Here is a 16,381-nt window from a genome sequence, read left to right as displayed (position 1 = left end):
TTCGCAATCCGTGAAGGTGGCCGCACCGTCGGCGCCGGCGTGGTTGCCAAGGTCATCAAGTAAGCAGTGCCTGCAGTTCGGCGACTTCGGTCGCCGATTTGCGCGAATGGCGGGCCGGCTGAACCTCGGTCCGCCTTCGTTGTCTTGGGGTTTGCGGTAAACGAGTACATACGCCAGTAGCTCAATTGGCAGAGCAGCGGTCTCCAAAACCGCAGGTTGGGGGTTCGAGTCCCTCCTGGCGTGCCACTCCTCTTTCCGGCCCAGCGATTCGGGTCAGATCGGTAACTAGAGCCGGATGAATAGCAAAATCGAGCCTTCCAAAAGCGCGTCTGCTGCCAGCGCTGATATCGTGAAATATGTGATCTCTGCGATCCTGGTGGTTGCGGGGCTGTTTGTGTGGTTCTGGTTTTCCGCTCCCGAGCGCGCGACCCAGTTGGGCGCCTGGACGCCGCAGTTGCGCGCGCTGGCAGTCATCGTCGGGTTGGTGGCGGGTGCGTTTGTGTTTCTGGGGACCGGCAAGGGCCGTGAAACCCGTGAATTCATGTCCGAATCCAGGTTTGAGCTGCGTAAGGTGGTCTGGCCGACGCGCCAGGAAGCCATTCGCACCACCTGGGTCGTGATTGTTGTTGTGATCATTCTGAGTTTGCTGTTGGGCGGCTTCGACTTCGTCATCCAGAAGCTCACGCAGTGGTTCCTGGCTCGTTGAGGAGAATCAAGCAGTGAAGCGTTGGTACGTCGTTCACGCCTATTCAGGCTTTGAAAAATCCGTCGCGCAGGCATTGCGCGACCGCATCGTCCGCACCGAGATGGAAGACCGTTTCGGTGAGGTGCTGGTGCCGACCGAAGAAGTCATCGAGATGCGCGCCGGCCAGAAGCGTCGCTCCGAGCGCAAGTTCTTCCCCGGCTACGTGCTGGTGCAGATCGAGACACATGAAGAGGCCGGTATTCCGCGCATCGACAACGAAAGCTGGCACCTGGTGAAGGAGACTTCGAAGGTGATGGGCTTCATCGGTGGTACGGCGGACCGTCCTTTACCGATCCGCGACGAAGAGGCAGATGCCATTCTGCAGCGTGTGCAGGACGGTGTTGAAAAGCCCCGCCCGAAGGTGCTGTTCGAACCGGGGCAGATGGTGCGCGTCACCGACGGTCCGTTCAACGACTTCAATGGCGTCGTCGAGGAAGTCAATTACGAGAAGAGCAGGCTGCGCGTTGCCGTGCTCATCTTTGGTCGCTCCACACCGGTCGAGCTCGAGTTCGGGCAGGTCGAGAAGGGTTGACCCTCGGCGGGTGCCGGCTAGGCGCCTGACTCAGATGCTGTTATAGTGCGCGGCTCGCTGACCTGGCGACCGCCGGGAAATATTGGCTGCCGCAAGGCGGCCATCTGCGTGTAATGACAACGCGAAGCCGGGACGCGTGATTCTCCCGGTCCGATGGGGAGCCTGCCGTGCAGGCGCTGGCACCCGGAGAGCATCGAAATGGCTAAGAAGATAGTTGCGTACATCAAGCTGCAGGTGAAGGCCGGTCAGGCCAATCCTGCACCGCCGGTCGGCCCTGCACTGGGTCAGCGCGGTCTGAACATCATGGAGTTCTGCAAGGCGTTCAATGCAGCGACTTCCAAGCTGGAACCGGGCCTGCCGACGCCGGTGATCATCACCGCGTATTCGGACCGCACCTTCACCTTCATCACCAAGAGCACCCCGGCCAGCGTGCTGCTCAAGAAGGCTGCAGGCGTCACGTCCGGCTCGAAGCGTCCCAACACCGACAAGGTGGGCAAGGTCACGCGCAAGCAGCTGGAAGAGATCGCCAAGACCAAGGAAGCCGATCTGACGGCAGCCGAGCTCGAAGCGTCGGTTCGCACGATTGCGGGTACTGCCCGCAGCATGGGTTTGACGGTGGAGGGTTAAGACATGGCACAGACCAAGCGCGTTAAGGCCATTGCGGCCGCTGTCGTTCCGGGCAAGACCTATGCCTTCGAAGACGCAATCAAGATCCTGAAGACCACCACCAAGGCCAAGTTCGTCGAGTCCATCGACGTTGCCGTCCGCCTGGGCGTGGACGCCAAGAAGTCCGACCAGCAGGTGCGCGGTTCCACCGTGCTGCCGGCAGGTACCGGCAAGAGCGTGCGCGTTGCCGTGTTCGCACCGGCCGGTGCCAAGGCTGACGAAGCCCTGGCTGCTGGTGCCGAGGCAGTGGGCATGGACGACCTGGCCGAGAAGATGCAGGCCGGCGACCTGAGCTACGACGTGGTCATTGCCACCCCGGACGCCATGCGCGTCGTCGGTAAGCTGGGCACCCTGCTGGGCCCGCGCGGCCTGATGCCGAACCCGAAGGTCGGCACTGTGTCGGCGAACCCGGGCGAAGCGGTCAAGAACGCCAAGTCGGGCCAGGTGCGCTACCGCACCGACAAGGCCGGCATCATCCACTGCACGATCGGCAAGGCCAGCTTCGATGACGAAGCGCTGAAGTCGAACCTGCAGGCCCTGCTGGCCGATCTGCTGAAGGCCAAGCCGGCGACCTCCAAGGGGACCTACCTGCAGAAGGTGTCGGTCAGCTCGACCATGGGTCCGGGCGTGACGGTCGACCAGTCGAGCCTGTCGCTGAAGTAATCGAATGCGTCAGGCGTCATGCGCCTGACGTGTTTGTGGAGTAGAGCATTGTTTTTCCGGCCCGGGTGACCGTGTGCTGGGAGTCCGTTCCCTCCTTTGGGGTAACGGACATTTTGAAGGCGATCGCCGGCGTGTCCGGCGGTAGCCGTCAAAGACCGCAGGCGCGGTCAGCGCAGGTCGACGACGGGCACGGATGCTCGCACTGGCAGGGAGTCGCCGTCGACGTAGCGGGGTCGCTTAATCGGTTCGTTTTCGAACTGGCCGGCGTAGATGGTGTCGCCCTTCTGGAGCTTTCTGGTTTACGCGCGTCTGGGACATCCCGGATCGAGTCCACTCCAGGTCTAGAACGGCCACCAACGGAACATCGGTCGATGTTCCCGGCTTCCAGGATGGAGGCTGCCCTGGACCGCAACCGGCAGGAGCCGCGAGCGGAGTAGTTTGAAGCGGGGATTAGCGATTCGGCACTTGGGATTGGCAACGGCGGCGTGATCGCTGTGACGAATCCCGAATCACCAATCCCGAATCCCGGCTTTAACGGAGGAGTGCAATGGCTCTCAATCTGTCCCAGAAGCAAGACGTAGTCGCCGAGCTGGCAGACATCGCCGCCAAGGCCCACTCCCTGATCGCCGCCGAATACGCTGGCACCACGGTCTCCCAGATGACCGCGATGCGCAAGCAGGCCCGCGAGACCGGTGTGTTCTTGAAAGTTGTCAAGAACACCCTGGCCGTGCGTGCCGTCGAAGGTACCGAATTTGCTGTCGCGTCCGACAAGCTGGTTGGTCCTTTGGTGTATGCGTTTTCGATGGAGGAACCCGGCGCTGCCGGACGCCTGATCAAGGAATTCGCCAAGAGCAACGAGAAGCTGCAGGCCAAGGTTGTGGCAATTGGCGGGGAACTGTTCCCGGCTAGCCACGTCGATGTGTTGGCCTCGCTGCCGACCCGTGACCAGGCCCTGGCCATGCTGGCTCGCGTGCTGTCCGAACCGGCTGCGATGTTCGCCCGTGCCGTCAAGGCCGTCGGCGACAAGCAGGGTGGTGGCGACGAAGCCGCCGCGCCGGCTGCCGAGACTGCCGAAGCTTGATGTCCTAGCGTTTGCTAGAACCCAATCCAGAATCAACTCTTAAAGGTAATCACAATGTCCCTTACCAACGAACAGATCGTCGACGCCATCGCCGAGAAGTCCCTGATGGAAGTGATGGAGCTGGTCAAGGCCATCGAAGAGAAGTTCGGCGTCTCCGCCGCCGCCCCGGTCGCAGCCGCTGCTGCTGGCCCGGCCGCCGTGGTCGAAGAGCAGACCGAGTTCACCGTGGTGCTGACCAGCGCCGGCACCAACAAGGTTGCCGCGATTAAGGCTGTCCGTGGCGTGACCGGCCTGGGTCTGAAGGAAGCCAAGGATCTGACCGAAGCCGGTGGCACGCTGAAGGAAGGCGCCACCAAGGACGAAGCCGAGAAGATCAAGAAGGAACTGACCGAAGCTGGCGCGACGGTCGAAATCAAGTAAGCAACACCTTGCATCGCCAGCGTTTCATGGTGATGCACTGAAGGCTGGGGGCGTAAAGCCCCCGGCCTTTGGCCGTTTCGGAAGTGAGTCGGAGTGAGGGTCGGAAAGTCGCAACTGCAAGGTGTGCGCTCTTACGATTCCCGAATCCCCATTCCCGATTCCCGGCCTTACCGAGTTGGTAGTTGGAAGTAGCGGGAGAAGGCGTGCTGGTGCCGGCAATACCAGCGACTTCCAACTGACAATTTTGTTATTTCAGGGCCGCCGCGACGTGGCCCCCGCAGCCTAGGGTGAAGACCTCATGACGTCTTATTCGTTCACCGAAAAAAAGCGTATCCGCAAGGACTTCGGCAAGCAGCGCTCGATTCTCGAAGTGCCGTTCCTGCTTGCCATCCAGGTGGATTCCTATCGCGAATTCCTGCAGGAAGACGTGGAGCCGACCAAGCGCAAGGACCTCGGTCTGCATGCCGCTCTGAAGTCGGTGTTCCCGATCTCCAGCTACAGCGGTAACGCTGCGCTCGAGTACGTGGGCTACAAGTTGGGTCAGCCGGTGTTTGACGAGCGTGAATGCCGTCAGCGTGGCATGAGCTATGGCGCGCCGCTGCGCGTGACCGTGCGCCTGGTGATCTACGACCGCGAGTCGTCGACCAAGGCCATCAAGTACGTGAAGGAGCAGGAGGTCTACCTCGGCGAAATTCCGCTGATGACCGGCAACGGTACCTTCATCGTCAATGGCACCGAGCGCGTGATCGTCTCGCAGCTGCACCGCTCGCCGGGCGTGTTCTTCGACCACGACCGTGGCAAGACCCACAGCTCGGGCAAGCTGCTGTACAGCGCCCGCATCATTCCGTACCGCGGCTCCTGGTTGGACTTCGAGTTCGACCCGAAGGATGCGCTGTTCACCCGTATCGACCGTCGCCGCAAGCTGCCGGTGTCGATCCTGCTGCGTGCGCTTGGCTACAGCAACGAAGAGATGCTGGCCGAGTTCTTCGAGATCAACACGTTCCACATCAATCCGGACGAAGGCGTGCAGCTGGAGCTGGTGCCGGAGCGCCTGCGTGGTGAAACGCTGAACTTCGATCTGGCCGATGGCGACAAGGTCATCGTGGAAGCGGGTAAGCGCATCACTGCGCGTCACGTCAAGCAGCTGGAAGCTGCCGGCGTTGCCGCGCTGGCCGTGCCGGACGACTACCTGGTCGGCCGCATCCTGTCGCACGACGTGGTCGATGGTTCCACCGGTGAGCTGCTGGCCAACGCCAATGACGAAATCAGCGAAGACCAGCTGGCCGCGTTCCGCAAGGCCGGCGTCGACGCGGTCGGCACCCTGTGGGTGAACGATCTGGATCGTGGCCCGTACCTGTCCAACACCTTGCGCATCGACCCGACCAAGACGCAGCTGGAAGCGCTGGTGGAAATCTACCGCATGATGCGTCCGGGCGAGCCGCCGACCAAGGAAGCTGCGCAGAACCTGTTCCACAACCTGTTCTTCACCTTCGAGCGCTACGACCTGTCGACGGTCGGCCGCATGAAGTTCAACCGCCGCGTCGGCCGCAAGGACGTGCTGGGCGAATCGGTGCTGTACGACAAGAAGTACTTCGCCGAGCGCAATGACGAAGAATCCAAGCGCCTGGTCGCCGAGCACACCGATACTTCCGACATCCTGGAAGTGATCAAGGTGCTCACCGAAATCCGCAACGGTCGCGGCGTGGTCGATGACATCGATCACCTGGGTAACCGTCGCGTGCGTTCGGTCGGCGAAATGGCCGAGAACGTGTTCCGCGTGGGCCTGGTCCGCGTCGAGCGCGCGGTCAAGGAGCGGTTGTCGATGGCCGAGTCCGAAGGCCTGACCCCGCAGGAACTGATCAACGCCAAGCCGGTGGCTGCCGCGATCAAGGAATTCTTCGGTTCCTCGCAGCTGTCACAGTTCATGGACCAGAACAACCCGCTGTCGGAAGTGACGCACAAGCGCCGCGTCTCCGCACTGGGCCCGGGCGGTCTGACCCGTGAACGCGCAGGCTTCGAAGTGCGCGACGTGCATCCGACCCACTACGGCCGCGTCTGCACCATCGAAACGCCGGAAGGCCCGAACATCGGCCTGATCAACTCGCTGGCCGTGTTCGCCCGCACCAACCAGTACGGCTTCCTCGAGACGCCGTACCGTAAGGTGCTGGACGGCAAGGTCTCCGACGATGTCGAGTACCTGTCGGCAATCGAAGAAAACGAGTACGTGATCGCCCAGGCGAACGCGCTGACCGATGCCAAGAACATGCTCACCGAGCAGTTCGTGCCGTGCCGGTTCCAGGGCGAATCGCTGTTGAAGCCGCCGTCCGAAGTGCACTTCATGGACGTCTCGCCGATGCAGACCGTGTCGGTCGCTGCGGCGCTGGTGCCGTTCCTGGAACACGACGACGCCAACCGCGCACTGATGGGCGCCAACATGCAGCGCCAGGCCGTGCCGACGCTGCGTTCGCAGAAGCCGCTGGTTGGTACAGGTATCGAGCGTGCAGTTGCGCGCGACTCGGGCGTGACCGTGAATGCGTTGCGTGGTGGCGTGATCGAGCAGATCGACGCGGCCCGCATCGTGGTCAAGGTCAACGAGGCAGAAATCGGCGGCGGCACCGATGCCGGCGTGGATATCTACAACCTGATCAAGTACACCCGCTCCAACCAGAACACCTGCATCAACCAGCGTCCGCTGGTGAACGTGGGCGACGTGATCGCGCGCGGCGACGTGCTGGCCGACGGCCCGTCCACCGACATCGGTGAACTGGCGCTGGGTCAGAACATGCTGATCGCCTTCATGCCGTGGAACGGCTACAACTTCGAAGACTCCATCCTGCTCTCCGAGCGCGTGGTGGAAGAAGATCGTTACACCACGATTCACATCGAAGAACTGACCTGCGTTGCACGCGACACCAAGCTGGGGCCGGAGGAAATTTCCGCCGACATCCCGAACGTGTCCGAGCAGGCGTTGAACCGTCTGGACGAGAGCGGCGTGGTGTATATCGGTGCAGAAGTGCGCGCCGGCGACATCATGGTCGGCAAGGTCACGCCGAAGGGCGAAAGCCAGCTGACCCCGGAAGAAAAGCTGCTGCGTGCGATCTTCGGCGAGAAGGCGTCCGACGTGAAGGACAGCTCGCTGCGCGTGCCTCCGGGCATGGACGGCACCGTCATCGACGTGCAGGTCTTCACCCGCGACGGGATCGAGAAGGACAAGCGTGCGCGTCAGATCGAAGAGTCCGAAATCAAGCGCGTCAAGAAGGACTTCGACGACCAGTTCCGCATCCTGGAAGCGGCCATCTACGCACGTCTGCGCTCGCAGATCGTGGGTAAGGTCGCCAACGGCGGCACGAACCTGAAGAAGGGCGACAACGTCACCGACGCATATCTGGACGGGCTGAAGAAGTCCGATTGGTTCCAGCTGCGCATGAAGGACGAAGACGCTGCCGACGCCATCGAACGCGCACAGAAGCAGATCCAGGCGCACGAGAAGGAATTCGAAGCACGCTTTGCCGACAAGCGCGGCAAGATCACCCAGGGCGATGACCTCGCACCGGGCGTGCTGAAGATGGTCAAGGTGTTCCTGGCCGTGAAGCGCCGCATCCAGCCGGGCGACAAGATGGCGGGCCGCCACGGCAACAAGGGTGTGGTTTCCAATGTCGTGCCGGTGGAAGACATGCCGTACATGGCGACCGGCGAGCCGGTGGACATCGTGCTCAACCCGCTCGGCGTGCCGTCGCGTATGAACATCGGCCAGATTCTGGAAGTGCATCTGGGCTGGGCGGCCAAGGGCCTGGGTCGCAAGATCCAGCGCATGCTCGAAGCACAGGCGGCGGTGAGCGAGCTGCGCAAGTTCCTCAACGACATCTACAACCACGACGGCGCGATCAGTGCCGAGCGCGTGGACCTGTCGCAGTTCAGCGATGAGGAATTGCTCAACCTGGGCAAGAACCTGATCGACGGCGTGCCGATGGCTACCCCGGTGTTCGATGGCGCCAGCGAAGCCGAGATCAAGCGCATGCTGGAACTGGCCGACCTGCCGCAGAGCGGTCAGACCCAGCTGTACGACGGTCGCACCGGCGAGGCGTTCGATCGCAAGACCACGGTTGGCTACATGCACTACCTGAAGTTGAACCACTTGGTCGACGACAAGATGCATGCCCGTTCGACCGGCCCGTACTCGCTCGTGACCCAGCAGCCGCTGGGCGGCAAGGCGCAGTTCGGTGGTCAGCGCTTCGGCGAAATGGAAGTCTGGGCGCTGGAAGCCTACGGCGCGGCCTACACCCTGCAGGAAATGCTGACGGTGAAGTCCGACGACGTGCAGGGCCGCAACCAGATGTACAAGAACATCGTCGATGGTGAGCACGAGATGGTCGCGGGCATGCCGGAATCCTTCAACGTGTTGGTGAAGGAAATCCGCTCGCTGGCGATCAACATGGAACTGGAAGAGTGATGAACCGGGACTCGGGACCCGGGACCGGGGACACGGAAAAGCAGGGGCTTCGCGCTTCTCGTTTTTCCGGGTCCCGGGTCCCGGGTCCAGGTCCCGAGATCACGCGTTTCCCGCCCATCTCAGATACGAAATTCCTCCGACCCGGAGATATCAAATGAAAGACCTGCTCAACCTCTTCAATCAGCAGCGCCAGACGCTGGATTTCGACGCGATCAAGATCGCGCTGGCGTCGCCGGACCTGATCCGTTCGTGGTCCTACGGCGAAGTGAAGAAGCCCGAAACCATCAACTACCGGACCTTCAAGCCCGAGCGTGACGGCCTGTTCTGCGCCGCCATCTTCGGACCGATCAAGGACTATGAGTGCCTGTGCGGCAAGTACAAGCGCATGAAGCATCGCGGCGTGGTCTGCGAAAAGTGTGGCACCGAAGTCACCCTGGCCAAGGTGCGTCGCGAGCGCATGGGCCACATCGACCTGGCCTCGCCGGTCGCGCACATCTGGTTCCTCAAGTCGCTGCCCTCGCGCATCGGCCTGATGCTGGACATGACCCTGCGTGACATCGAGCGCGTGCTGTACTTCGAAGCCTATGTCGTCACCGAGCCGGGCCTGACCCCGCTCGAGCGCCGCCAGCTGCTGACCGAAGAGCAGTACCTGACCGCACGCCAGGAGTACAACGACGACTTCGACGCCGCCATGGGCGCCGAGGCCGTGTACGAGCTGCTGCGCACGATCGACCTGCAGTCGGAAATGACCCGCCTGCGCGAAGAGATCGCCAGCACCGGTTCGGAAACCAAGCTCAAGCGTCTCACCAAGCGCATCAAGCTGATCGAAGCCTTCCTGGAATCGGGTAACCGTCCGGAGTGGATGGTCATGACCGTGCTGCCGGTGCTGCCGCCGGACCTGCGTCCGCTGGTGCCGCTGGATGGTGGCCGCTTCGCGACCTCGGATCTGAACGATCTGTACCGCCGCGTGATCAACCGCAACAACCGTCTGCGTCGCCTGCTCGAGCTCAATGCGCCCGACATCATCGTGCGCAACGAAAAGCGCATGCTGCAGGAATCGGTCGATGCGCTGCTGGACAACGGCCGTCGCGGCCGTGCCATCACCGGCACCAACAAGCGTCCGCTGAAGTCGCTGGCCGACATGATCAAGGGCAAGCAGGGCCGGTTCCGTCAGAACCTGCTCGGCAAGCGCGTGGACTACTCCGGCCGTTCGGTCATCACGGTCGGTCCGTACCTCAAGCTGCACCAGTGCGGCCTGCCGAAGAAGATGGCGCTGGAGCTGTTCAAGCCGTTCGTGTTTGCCAAGCTGCAGCGTCGCGGTCTGGCTACCACCATCAAGGCCGCCAAGAAGCTGGTCGAGCGCGAAGAAGCCGAAGTCTGGGACATCCTGGAAGAGGTCATCCGCGAGCATCCGGTGCTGTTGAATCGTGCGCCGACCCTGCACCGTCTGGGCATCCAGGCGTTCGAGCCGGTGTTGATCGAAGGCAAGGCCATCCAGCTGCATCCGCTGGTGTGTACTGCGTTCAACGCCGACTTCGACGGTGACCAGATGGCCGTCCACGTGCCGCTCTCGCTGGAAGCCCAGCTGGAAGCGCGTGCGCTGATGATGTCCACCAACAACATCCTGTCGCCGGCCAACGGCGAGCCGATCATCGTGCCGTCGCAGGACGTGGTGTTGGGTCTGTACTACATGAGCCGTGCCCTCGAGAACAAGAAAGGCGAGGGCATGGTGTTTGCGAACACCAGCGAAGTGAAGCGCGCCTACGACAACCGCGTGGTGGAACTGCACGCCAAGGTCAAGGTCCGCATCACCCAGGTGGACGTGGACGCGGTGGACGGCAAGCGCACCAGCGGCACCTCGATCGTGGATACCACGGTCGGTCGTGCGCTGCTGAGCGAAATCCTGCCCGAAGGCCTGCCGTTCCAGCTGGCCAACACCGAGATGACCAAGAAGAACATCTCGCGTCTGATCAACTCCAGCTACCGTCTGCTGGGCTTGAAGGACACCGTCGTGTTCGCCGACAAGCTGATGTACACCGGCTATGCCTACGCCACCCGTGCAGGCGTGTCGATCGGCATCGACGACATGCTGATCCCGGACGAAAAGAAGGGCATCCTCACCGAGGCAGAAGCCGAAGTGCTGGAAATCCAGGAGCAGTACCAGTCGGGTCTGGTCACCGCCGGCGAGCGCTACAACAAGGTCGTGGACATCTGGTCGCGTACCAGCGAGCGCATCGCCAAGGCGATGATGGACACCATCGGTACCGAAAAGGTCGAAAACGCCAAGGGTGAGACTATCGACCAGAAGTCGATGAACTCGCTGTACATCATGGCCGACTCCGGTGCCCGTGGTAGCCAGGCGCAGATCCGTCAGCTGGCCGGTATGCGCGGCCTGATGGCGCGTCCGGACGGCTCGATCATCGAGACGCCCATCAAGGCGAACTTCCGCGAAGGCCTGAACGTGCAGGAGTACTTCAACTCCACCCACGGCGCGCGTAAGGGTCTGGCCGATACCGCGCTCAAGACCGCGAACTCGGGTTACCTGACCCGTCGTCTGGTCGACGTGGCGCAGGACGTGGTGATCACCGAAGTCGATTGCGGCACCACCGAAGGGCTGATCATGACGCCCATCGTGGAAGGCGGCGACGTGGTGGAGCCGTTGAAGGAGCGCGTGCTGGGTCGTGTGGTGGCCGAGGACGTGTACCTGCCGGGCAACGATGAAGAACCGATCGTCACCCGCAACACGCTGCTCGACGAAGCCTGGGTCGCCAAGCTCGAAGACGCCAGCGTGCAGTCGGTGAAGGTGCGTTCGACCATCAGCTGCGAATCCTCGTTCGGCGTGTGCGCACGTTGCTACGGTCGCGATCTCGCACGCGGTCACCAGGTCAACATCGGTGAAGCGGTCGGCGTCATCGCCGCCCAGTCGATCGGTGAGCCGGGTACCCAGCTGACCATGCGTACGTTCCACATCGGTGGTGCGGCGTCGCGTGCGGCGGCCGTGGACAACATCACGGTCAAGACCACCGGTTCGATCAAGTTCAACAACTTGAAGTCGGTCGAGCATGCCAATGGTTCGCTGGTCGCGGTGTCGCGTTCGGGCGAGCTGTCGGTGCTCGACGGCCACGGTCGCGAGCGCGAGCGTTACAAGCTGCCGTACGGCGCCACCATCACTGCCAAGGACGGTGATGCAGTCAAGGCCGGGCAGGGCGTGGCCAACTGGGATCCGCATAACCACCCGATCGTGTCGGAAGTGGCCGGTTTCATCCGCTTCATCGACTTCGTCGACGGCGTCACCGTCATCGAGAAGACCGACGAGCTGACCGGTCTGGCTTCGCGTGAAATCACTGACCCGAAGCGTCGCGGTGCACAGGCCAAGGAACTGCGCCCGATCGTGCGCATCGTCGACGGCAAGGGCAACGACCTGACCATCCCGAACACGGACCTGCCGGCCCAGTACCTGCTGCCGCCGCGCTCCATCGTCAACCTGCAGGACGGCGCTGCCGTCGGCGTGGGCGACGTGGTGGCAAAGATTCCGCAGGAAGCGTCCAAGACCCGCGATATCACCGGTGGTCTGCCGCGCGTTGCCGACTTGTTCGAGGCACGCAAGCCGAAGGATCCGGCGATCCTGGCCGAGCGTTCGGGCATCATCAGCTTCGGTAAGGACACCAAGGGCAAGCAGCGCCTGATCATCAAGGACACCGATGGTTCGGAACACGAAGAGCTGATCCCGAAGTACCGCCAGATCATCGTGTTCGAAGGCGAGCACGTGACCAAGGGCGAAACCGTGGTGGACGGCGAGCCGAGCCCGCAGGACATCCTGCGTCTGCTGGGCGTTGAGCCGCTGGCCGCGTACCTGGTCAAGGAAATCCAGGACGTGTATCGCCTGCAGGGCGTGAAGATCAACGACAAGCACATCGAAGTGATCACCCGCCAGATGTTGCGCAAGGTCGAGATCGTCGACCAGGGCAACAGCAAGTTCCTCAACGGCGAGCAGGTCGAGCGCCAGCGCGTCATCGAGGAAAATGCACGTCTGACCACGCGCAACGAGTTGCCGGCCAAGTACGATCCGGTGTTGCTGGGTATCACCAAGGCCTCGCTGGCCACCGAGTCGTTCATCTCGGCGGCGTCGTTCCAGGAGACCACCCGCGTGTTGACCGAGGCGGCCGTTCGCGGTACCCGCGACAACCTGCGCGGTCTGAAGGAAAACGTGATCGTGGGTCGCCTGATTCCGGCCGGTACCGGCCTGGCGTATCACGCCAGCCGTCGCAAGGCGTCGGGTCTGACCGACTCTGAAATGGAAACGCTGTCGGGCAAGCCCGCAGTGGCCGAACCGGTCGCAGCCGTGGCCGACGCTGGCGCGGACGAGGAGTAAGCGCTCCGACGGCGGTCGCAAGGCCGCCGTAAGCCAAGCGAAAAGGAGGGCAGGAGGCCCTCCGTTTTCCGGTCCTGGAAGGACCAGCAGGGTTAGCTTTCCGTGAAGTTGACGGAGTTTTGCCCTGCCAGCTATACTTCTCTGTCTCGGTGGGCCGTTTCACGGCCTGCCTTCGTTTTCATGCAAGGCCGTTTCGGCCTCCAATCAGAAGAATCGACTGATGGCAACGATCAATCAGCTGGTCCGCAAGCCCCGGCAAGCGACCACCTACAAGAGTGCCTCTCCGGCACTGGACAAGTGTCCGCAGCGCCGCGGCGTCTGCACACGCGTCTACACCACTACCCCGAAAAAGCCGAACTCGGCCCTGCGTAAGGTCGCCAAAGTGCGTCTGACGAACCAGGAAGAGGTCATCAGCTACATCGGTGGTGAAGGCCACAACCTGCAGGAGCACTCCGTGGTCCTGATTCGCGGTGGTCGCGTCAAGGATCTTCCCGGTGTGCGTTATCACACCGTCCGTGGTTCGCTGGACGCCGCCGGCGTCGCAAAGCGCCGTCAAGGTCGTTCCAAGTACGGCGCCAAGCGCCCGAAGAGCTAAGGAAATACTCTAATGTCCCGTAAAGGTTCTACTCCGCAGCGCACCGTCCTGCCTGATCCCAAGCATGGCAGCGAAACCATTGCCCGCTTCATCAACATGGTGATGCAAAGTGGCAAGAAGTCGGTTGCTGAGAAAATTGTCTATGGCGCAATGGACGTCATTGGCGAAAAGAATCCGAATGCCATCGAGCTGGTGCAGAAAGCACTGGACAATGTGGCCCCGGCTGTCGAAGTCAAATCGCGTCGCGTCGGTGGTGCTACCTATCAGGTGCCCGTCGAAGTGCGCTCCTCCCGTCGCATGGCGCTGGCAATGCGCTGGTTGATCGACTCCGCGCGCAAGCGTGGTGAGAACACCATGCCGCGCAAGCTGGCTGCCGAACTGTTGGACGCTGCGGAAAGCCGTGGCGGCGCGATCAAGAAGCGCGAAGAGACCCACCGTATGGCGGAAGCGAACAAGGCGTTCGCACACTACCGCTGGTGACCTCGGGGGCCTTGGTAACGGGGCCCTTCAGCACCATATGAGTGCTGTTTGCGACGCCTCTGGCGTCGCTACCAATCCGAAGGCCGCCGAAAGGCGGCGTTCGGCCATCCGAAATCCAAGAAATTGAGAGGCTCCCCGTGGCCCGCACCACCCCTATCGAGCGTTACCGCAACTTCGGCATCATGGCCCACATCGATGCCGGCAAAACCACCACCTCCGAACGCATCCTGTTCTACACCGGTGTGAGTCACAAGATCGGCGAAGTCCATGACGGCGCGGCAGTGATGGACTGGATGGAGCAGGAGCAGGAGCGTGGTATCACCATCACCTCCGCAGCAACCACTGCGTTCTGGTCGGGCATGGACAAGTCCATGCAGCAGCATCGCTTCAACATCATCGACACCCCCGGGCACGTCGACTTCACCATCGAAGTGGAGCGCTCCTTGCGCGTGCTTGACGGTGCGGTGTTCGTGCTGTGTGCGGTCGGTGGCGTGCAGCCGCAGTCCGAGACCGTGTGGCGTCAGGCCAATAAGTATTCCGTGCCGCGCATGGCCTTCGTCAACAAGATGGACCGTACCGGTGCCAACTTCGACAAGGTCGTGGAGCAGCTGAAGGCCCGTCTGGGTGCATACGCTGTGCCGATGCAGGTGCCGATCGGCGCCGAAGACGGCTTTGAAGGCGTGGTCGACCTGCTCAAGATGAAGGCGATCCACTGGGATTCCGCATCGCAGGGCACCACCTTCGAATACCGCGACATCCCGGCCGATCTGGTCGATGTGGCGACCGAGGCGCGTTCGTTCATGATCGAGGCGGCTGCAGAAGCCAGCGAAGATCTGATGGACAAGTACCTCAACGAAGGCGATCTGACCGAAGAAGAGATCCTGCAGGGTCTGCGCGAGCGCACCCTGAAGGTCGAGATCGTGCCGGTGTTCTGCGGTTCGGCGTTCAAGAACAAGGGCGTGCAGGCGATGCTCGACGGCGTCGTGCACCTGCTGCCGTCGCCGGCCGACCGTCCGCCAGTGCAGGGCATCGACGAGGACGAGAAGGAAGACACGCGCGCGGCGAGCGATACCGCGCCGTTCTCGGCGTTGGCGTTCAAGATCATGACCGACCCGTTCGTGGGCTCGCTCACGTTCTTCCGCGTCTACTCGGGCACGCTGAATTCCGGCGACCAGGTCTATAACCCGGTCAAGTCGAAGAAGGAGCGTGTGGGCCGCATCCTGCAGATGCACTCCAACAATCGCGAAGAGATCAAAGAAGTGCGCGCTGGCGACATCGCCGCTGCCGTGGGTCTGAAGGACGTCACCACCGGTGACACCCTGTGTGCGCAGGACAAGATCATCACCCTGGAGCGCATGGTGTTCCCGGAGCCGGTGATTTCGATGGCGGTCGAGCCGAAGACCAAGTCGGACCAGGAAAAGATGGGTATGGCCCTGGGCCGTCTGGCGCAGGAAGATCCCTCGTTCCGCGTCAAGACCGACGAAGAATCCGGCCAGACCATCATCTCGGGCATGGGCGAGTTGCACCTGGACATCATCGTCGACCGTATGCGTCGCGAGTTCAATGTCGAGGCCAACGTCGGCAAGCCGCAGGTGGCCTACCGCGAGACGATCCGCAAGTCCGACGTCAAGTCCGACTACAAGCACGCCAAGCAGTCCGGTGGTAAGGGTCAGTACGGTCACGTGGTGATCGAGCTGTCGCCGATGACCGAGGAAGATCGCAAGAGCGACAACGTCAAGGACGATTTCCTCTTCATCAACGACATCACCGGCGGCATCATTCCGAAGGAATTCATTCCCTCGGTCGAAAAGGGTCTGCGCGAAACGATCACCAGCGGCCCGATCGCCGGCTTCCCGGTGGTGGGCGTGAAGGTCAAGCTGGTGTTCGGCTCGTACCACGACGTCGACTCCTCGGAAATGGCGTTCAAGCTGGCCGCGTCGATGGCGTTCAAGCAGGGCTTTGCGAAAGCCAGCCCGGTGTTGCTGGAGCCGATCATGAAGGTCGAGATCGTCAGCCCGGAGGATTACCTGGGTGACGTGATGGGCGACGTGAGCCGCCGTCGTGGCGTGTTGCAGGGTCAGGACGACAGCCCGTCGGGCAAGATCATCAACGCGATGATTCCGCTGGGTGAAATGTTCGGCTACGCGACCTCGCTGCGCTCCATGAGCCAGGGGCGTGCGACGTTCTCGATGGAATTCGACCACTACGAAGAGGCACCGGCCAACATCGCCGACGCCGTCACCAAGAAGGGCTGAGTTCGCTCAGCCGCTTCAAAAATTTTTCAATTAGAGGTAGCAAGTCATGGCAAAAGCTAAATTCGAGCGCACCAAGCCGCACGTGAACGTCGGCACCATCGGTCACGTCGACCATGGCAAGA

General features: G+C 62.1%; 11 protein-coding genes and 1 tRNA gene. All 12 read left to right on the top strand.

Annotated features, from left to right (window positions below; translation table 11 throughout):
- Positions 1-170: 170 nt before the first annotated feature.
- Positions 171-246, top strand: a tRNA-Trp gene (locus ABQZ09_RS19785).
- Positions 247-295: 49 nt separating this feature from the next.
- A complete protein-coding gene (gene secE, locus ABQZ09_RS19780; RefSeq protein ID WP_039415354.1) occupies positions 296-706 on the top strand; it encodes a preprotein translocase subunit SecE in 411 nt (136 codons plus the stop codon).
- 13 nt (positions 707-719) lie between these two features.
- Entirely contained in the window at positions 720-1,277 is a 558-nt protein-coding gene (gene nusG / locus ABQZ09_RS19775) for a transcription termination/antitermination protein NusG (protein WP_029219215.1), read from the top strand.
- Positions 1,278-1,475: 198 nt separating this feature from the next.
- A complete protein-coding gene (rplK, locus tag ABQZ09_RS19770) occupies positions 1,476-1,904 on the top strand; it encodes a 50S ribosomal protein L11 (protein ID WP_039415357.1) in 429 nt (142 codons plus the stop codon).
- Between the two features lie 3 nt (positions 1,905-1,907).
- Positions 1,908-2,606: a 50S ribosomal protein L1 gene (rplA, locus tag ABQZ09_RS19765; RefSeq protein ID WP_228314451.1), complete on the top strand. Its 699-nt coding sequence runs from the start codon at positions 1,908-1,910 to the stop codon at positions 2,604-2,606.
- A 547-nt stretch (positions 2,607-3,153) separates the two neighbouring features.
- On the top strand, positions 3,154-3,687 hold the full coding sequence (gene rplJ, locus ABQZ09_RS19760) for a 50S ribosomal protein L10 (protein ID WP_029219217.1): 534 nt from the start codon (positions 3,154-3,156) through the stop codon (positions 3,685-3,687).
- Positions 3,688-3,741: 54 nt separating this feature from the next.
- Positions 3,742-4,107 (top strand): 50S ribosomal protein L7/L12, encoded by a 366-nt coding sequence (rplL, locus tag ABQZ09_RS19755; RefSeq protein WP_039414348.1) that lies wholly within the window; start codon positions 3,742-3,744, stop codon positions 4,105-4,107.
- A gap of 298 nt (positions 4,108-4,405) precedes the next feature.
- The gene (rpoB, locus tag ABQZ09_RS19750; protein WP_039414346.1) at positions 4,406-8,557 is read left to right on the top strand and encodes a DNA-directed RNA polymerase subunit beta; all 4,152 of its coding nucleotides are present in this window, start codon (positions 4,406-4,408) and stop codon (positions 8,555-8,557) included.
- A gap of 154 nt (positions 8,558-8,711) precedes the next feature.
- Positions 8,712-12,929: a DNA-directed RNA polymerase subunit beta' gene (rpoC, locus tag ABQZ09_RS19745; RefSeq protein WP_047695307.1), complete on the top strand. Its 4,218-nt coding sequence runs from the start codon at positions 8,712-8,714 to the stop codon at positions 12,927-12,929.
- Between the two features lie 220 nt (positions 12,930-13,149).
- Entirely contained in the window at positions 13,150-13,524 is a 375-nt protein-coding gene (gene rpsL / locus ABQZ09_RS19740; RefSeq protein ID WP_003469157.1) for a 30S ribosomal protein S12, read from the top strand.
- Between the two features lie 12 nt (positions 13,525-13,536).
- Complete coding sequence (gene rpsG / locus ABQZ09_RS19735) at positions 13,537-14,004, top strand: 30S ribosomal protein S7 (protein WP_011260032.1); 468 nt, start codon at positions 13,537-13,539, stop codon at positions 14,002-14,004.
- Between the two features lie 137 nt (positions 14,005-14,141).
- Positions 14,142-16,259: an elongation factor G gene (gene fusA, locus ABQZ09_RS19730; protein ID WP_039565346.1), complete on the top strand. Its 2,118-nt coding sequence runs from the start codon at positions 14,142-14,144 to the stop codon at positions 16,257-16,259.
- The last annotated feature ends 122 nt before the right edge of the window (positions 16,260-16,381 follow it).

The sequence above is a fragment of the Xanthomonas sp. WHRI 6106 genome (genome assembly GCF_040202405.1).
Lineage (GTDB): Bacteria > Pseudomonadota > Gammaproteobacteria > Xanthomonadales > Xanthomonadaceae > Xanthomonas > Xanthomonas cannabis.
Note: the sequence above shows the minus strand (reverse complement) of the source record. Positions and strands in the feature narration are given on the sequence as shown.

What these genes read in the sequence shown, in the direction of transcription:
- secE (WP_039415354.1), top strand. Translation starts at nt 296, where the DNA reads ATGAATAGCAAAATCGAGCCTTCCAAAAGCGCGTCTGCTGCCAGCGCT.
- rplK (WP_039415357.1), top strand. Translation starts at nt 1,476, where the DNA reads ATGGCTAAGAAGATAGTTGCGTACATCAAGCTGCAGGTGAAGGCCGGT.
- rplA (WP_228314451.1), top strand. Translation starts at nt 1,908, where the DNA reads ATGGCACAGACCAAGCGCGTTAAGGCCATTGCGGCCGCTGTCGTTCCG.
- rplJ (WP_029219217.1), top strand. Translation starts at nt 3,154, where the DNA reads ATGGCTCTCAATCTGTCCCAGAAGCAAGACGTAGTCGCCGAGCTGGCA.
- rplL (WP_039414348.1), top strand. Translation starts at nt 3,742, where the DNA reads ATGTCCCTTACCAACGAACAGATCGTCGACGCCATCGCCGAGAAGTCC.
- rpoB (WP_039414346.1), top strand. Translation starts at nt 4,406, where the DNA reads ATGACGTCTTATTCGTTCACCGAAAAAAAGCGTATCCGCAAGGACTTC.
- rpoC (WP_047695307.1), top strand. Translation starts at nt 8,712, where the DNA reads ATGAAAGACCTGCTCAACCTCTTCAATCAGCAGCGCCAGACGCTGGAT.
- rpsL (WP_003469157.1), top strand. Translation starts at nt 13,150, where the DNA reads ATGGCAACGATCAATCAGCTGGTCCGCAAGCCCCGGCAAGCGACCACC.
- rpsG (WP_011260032.1), top strand. Translation starts at nt 13,537, where the DNA reads ATGTCCCGTAAAGGTTCTACTCCGCAGCGCACCGTCCTGCCTGATCCC.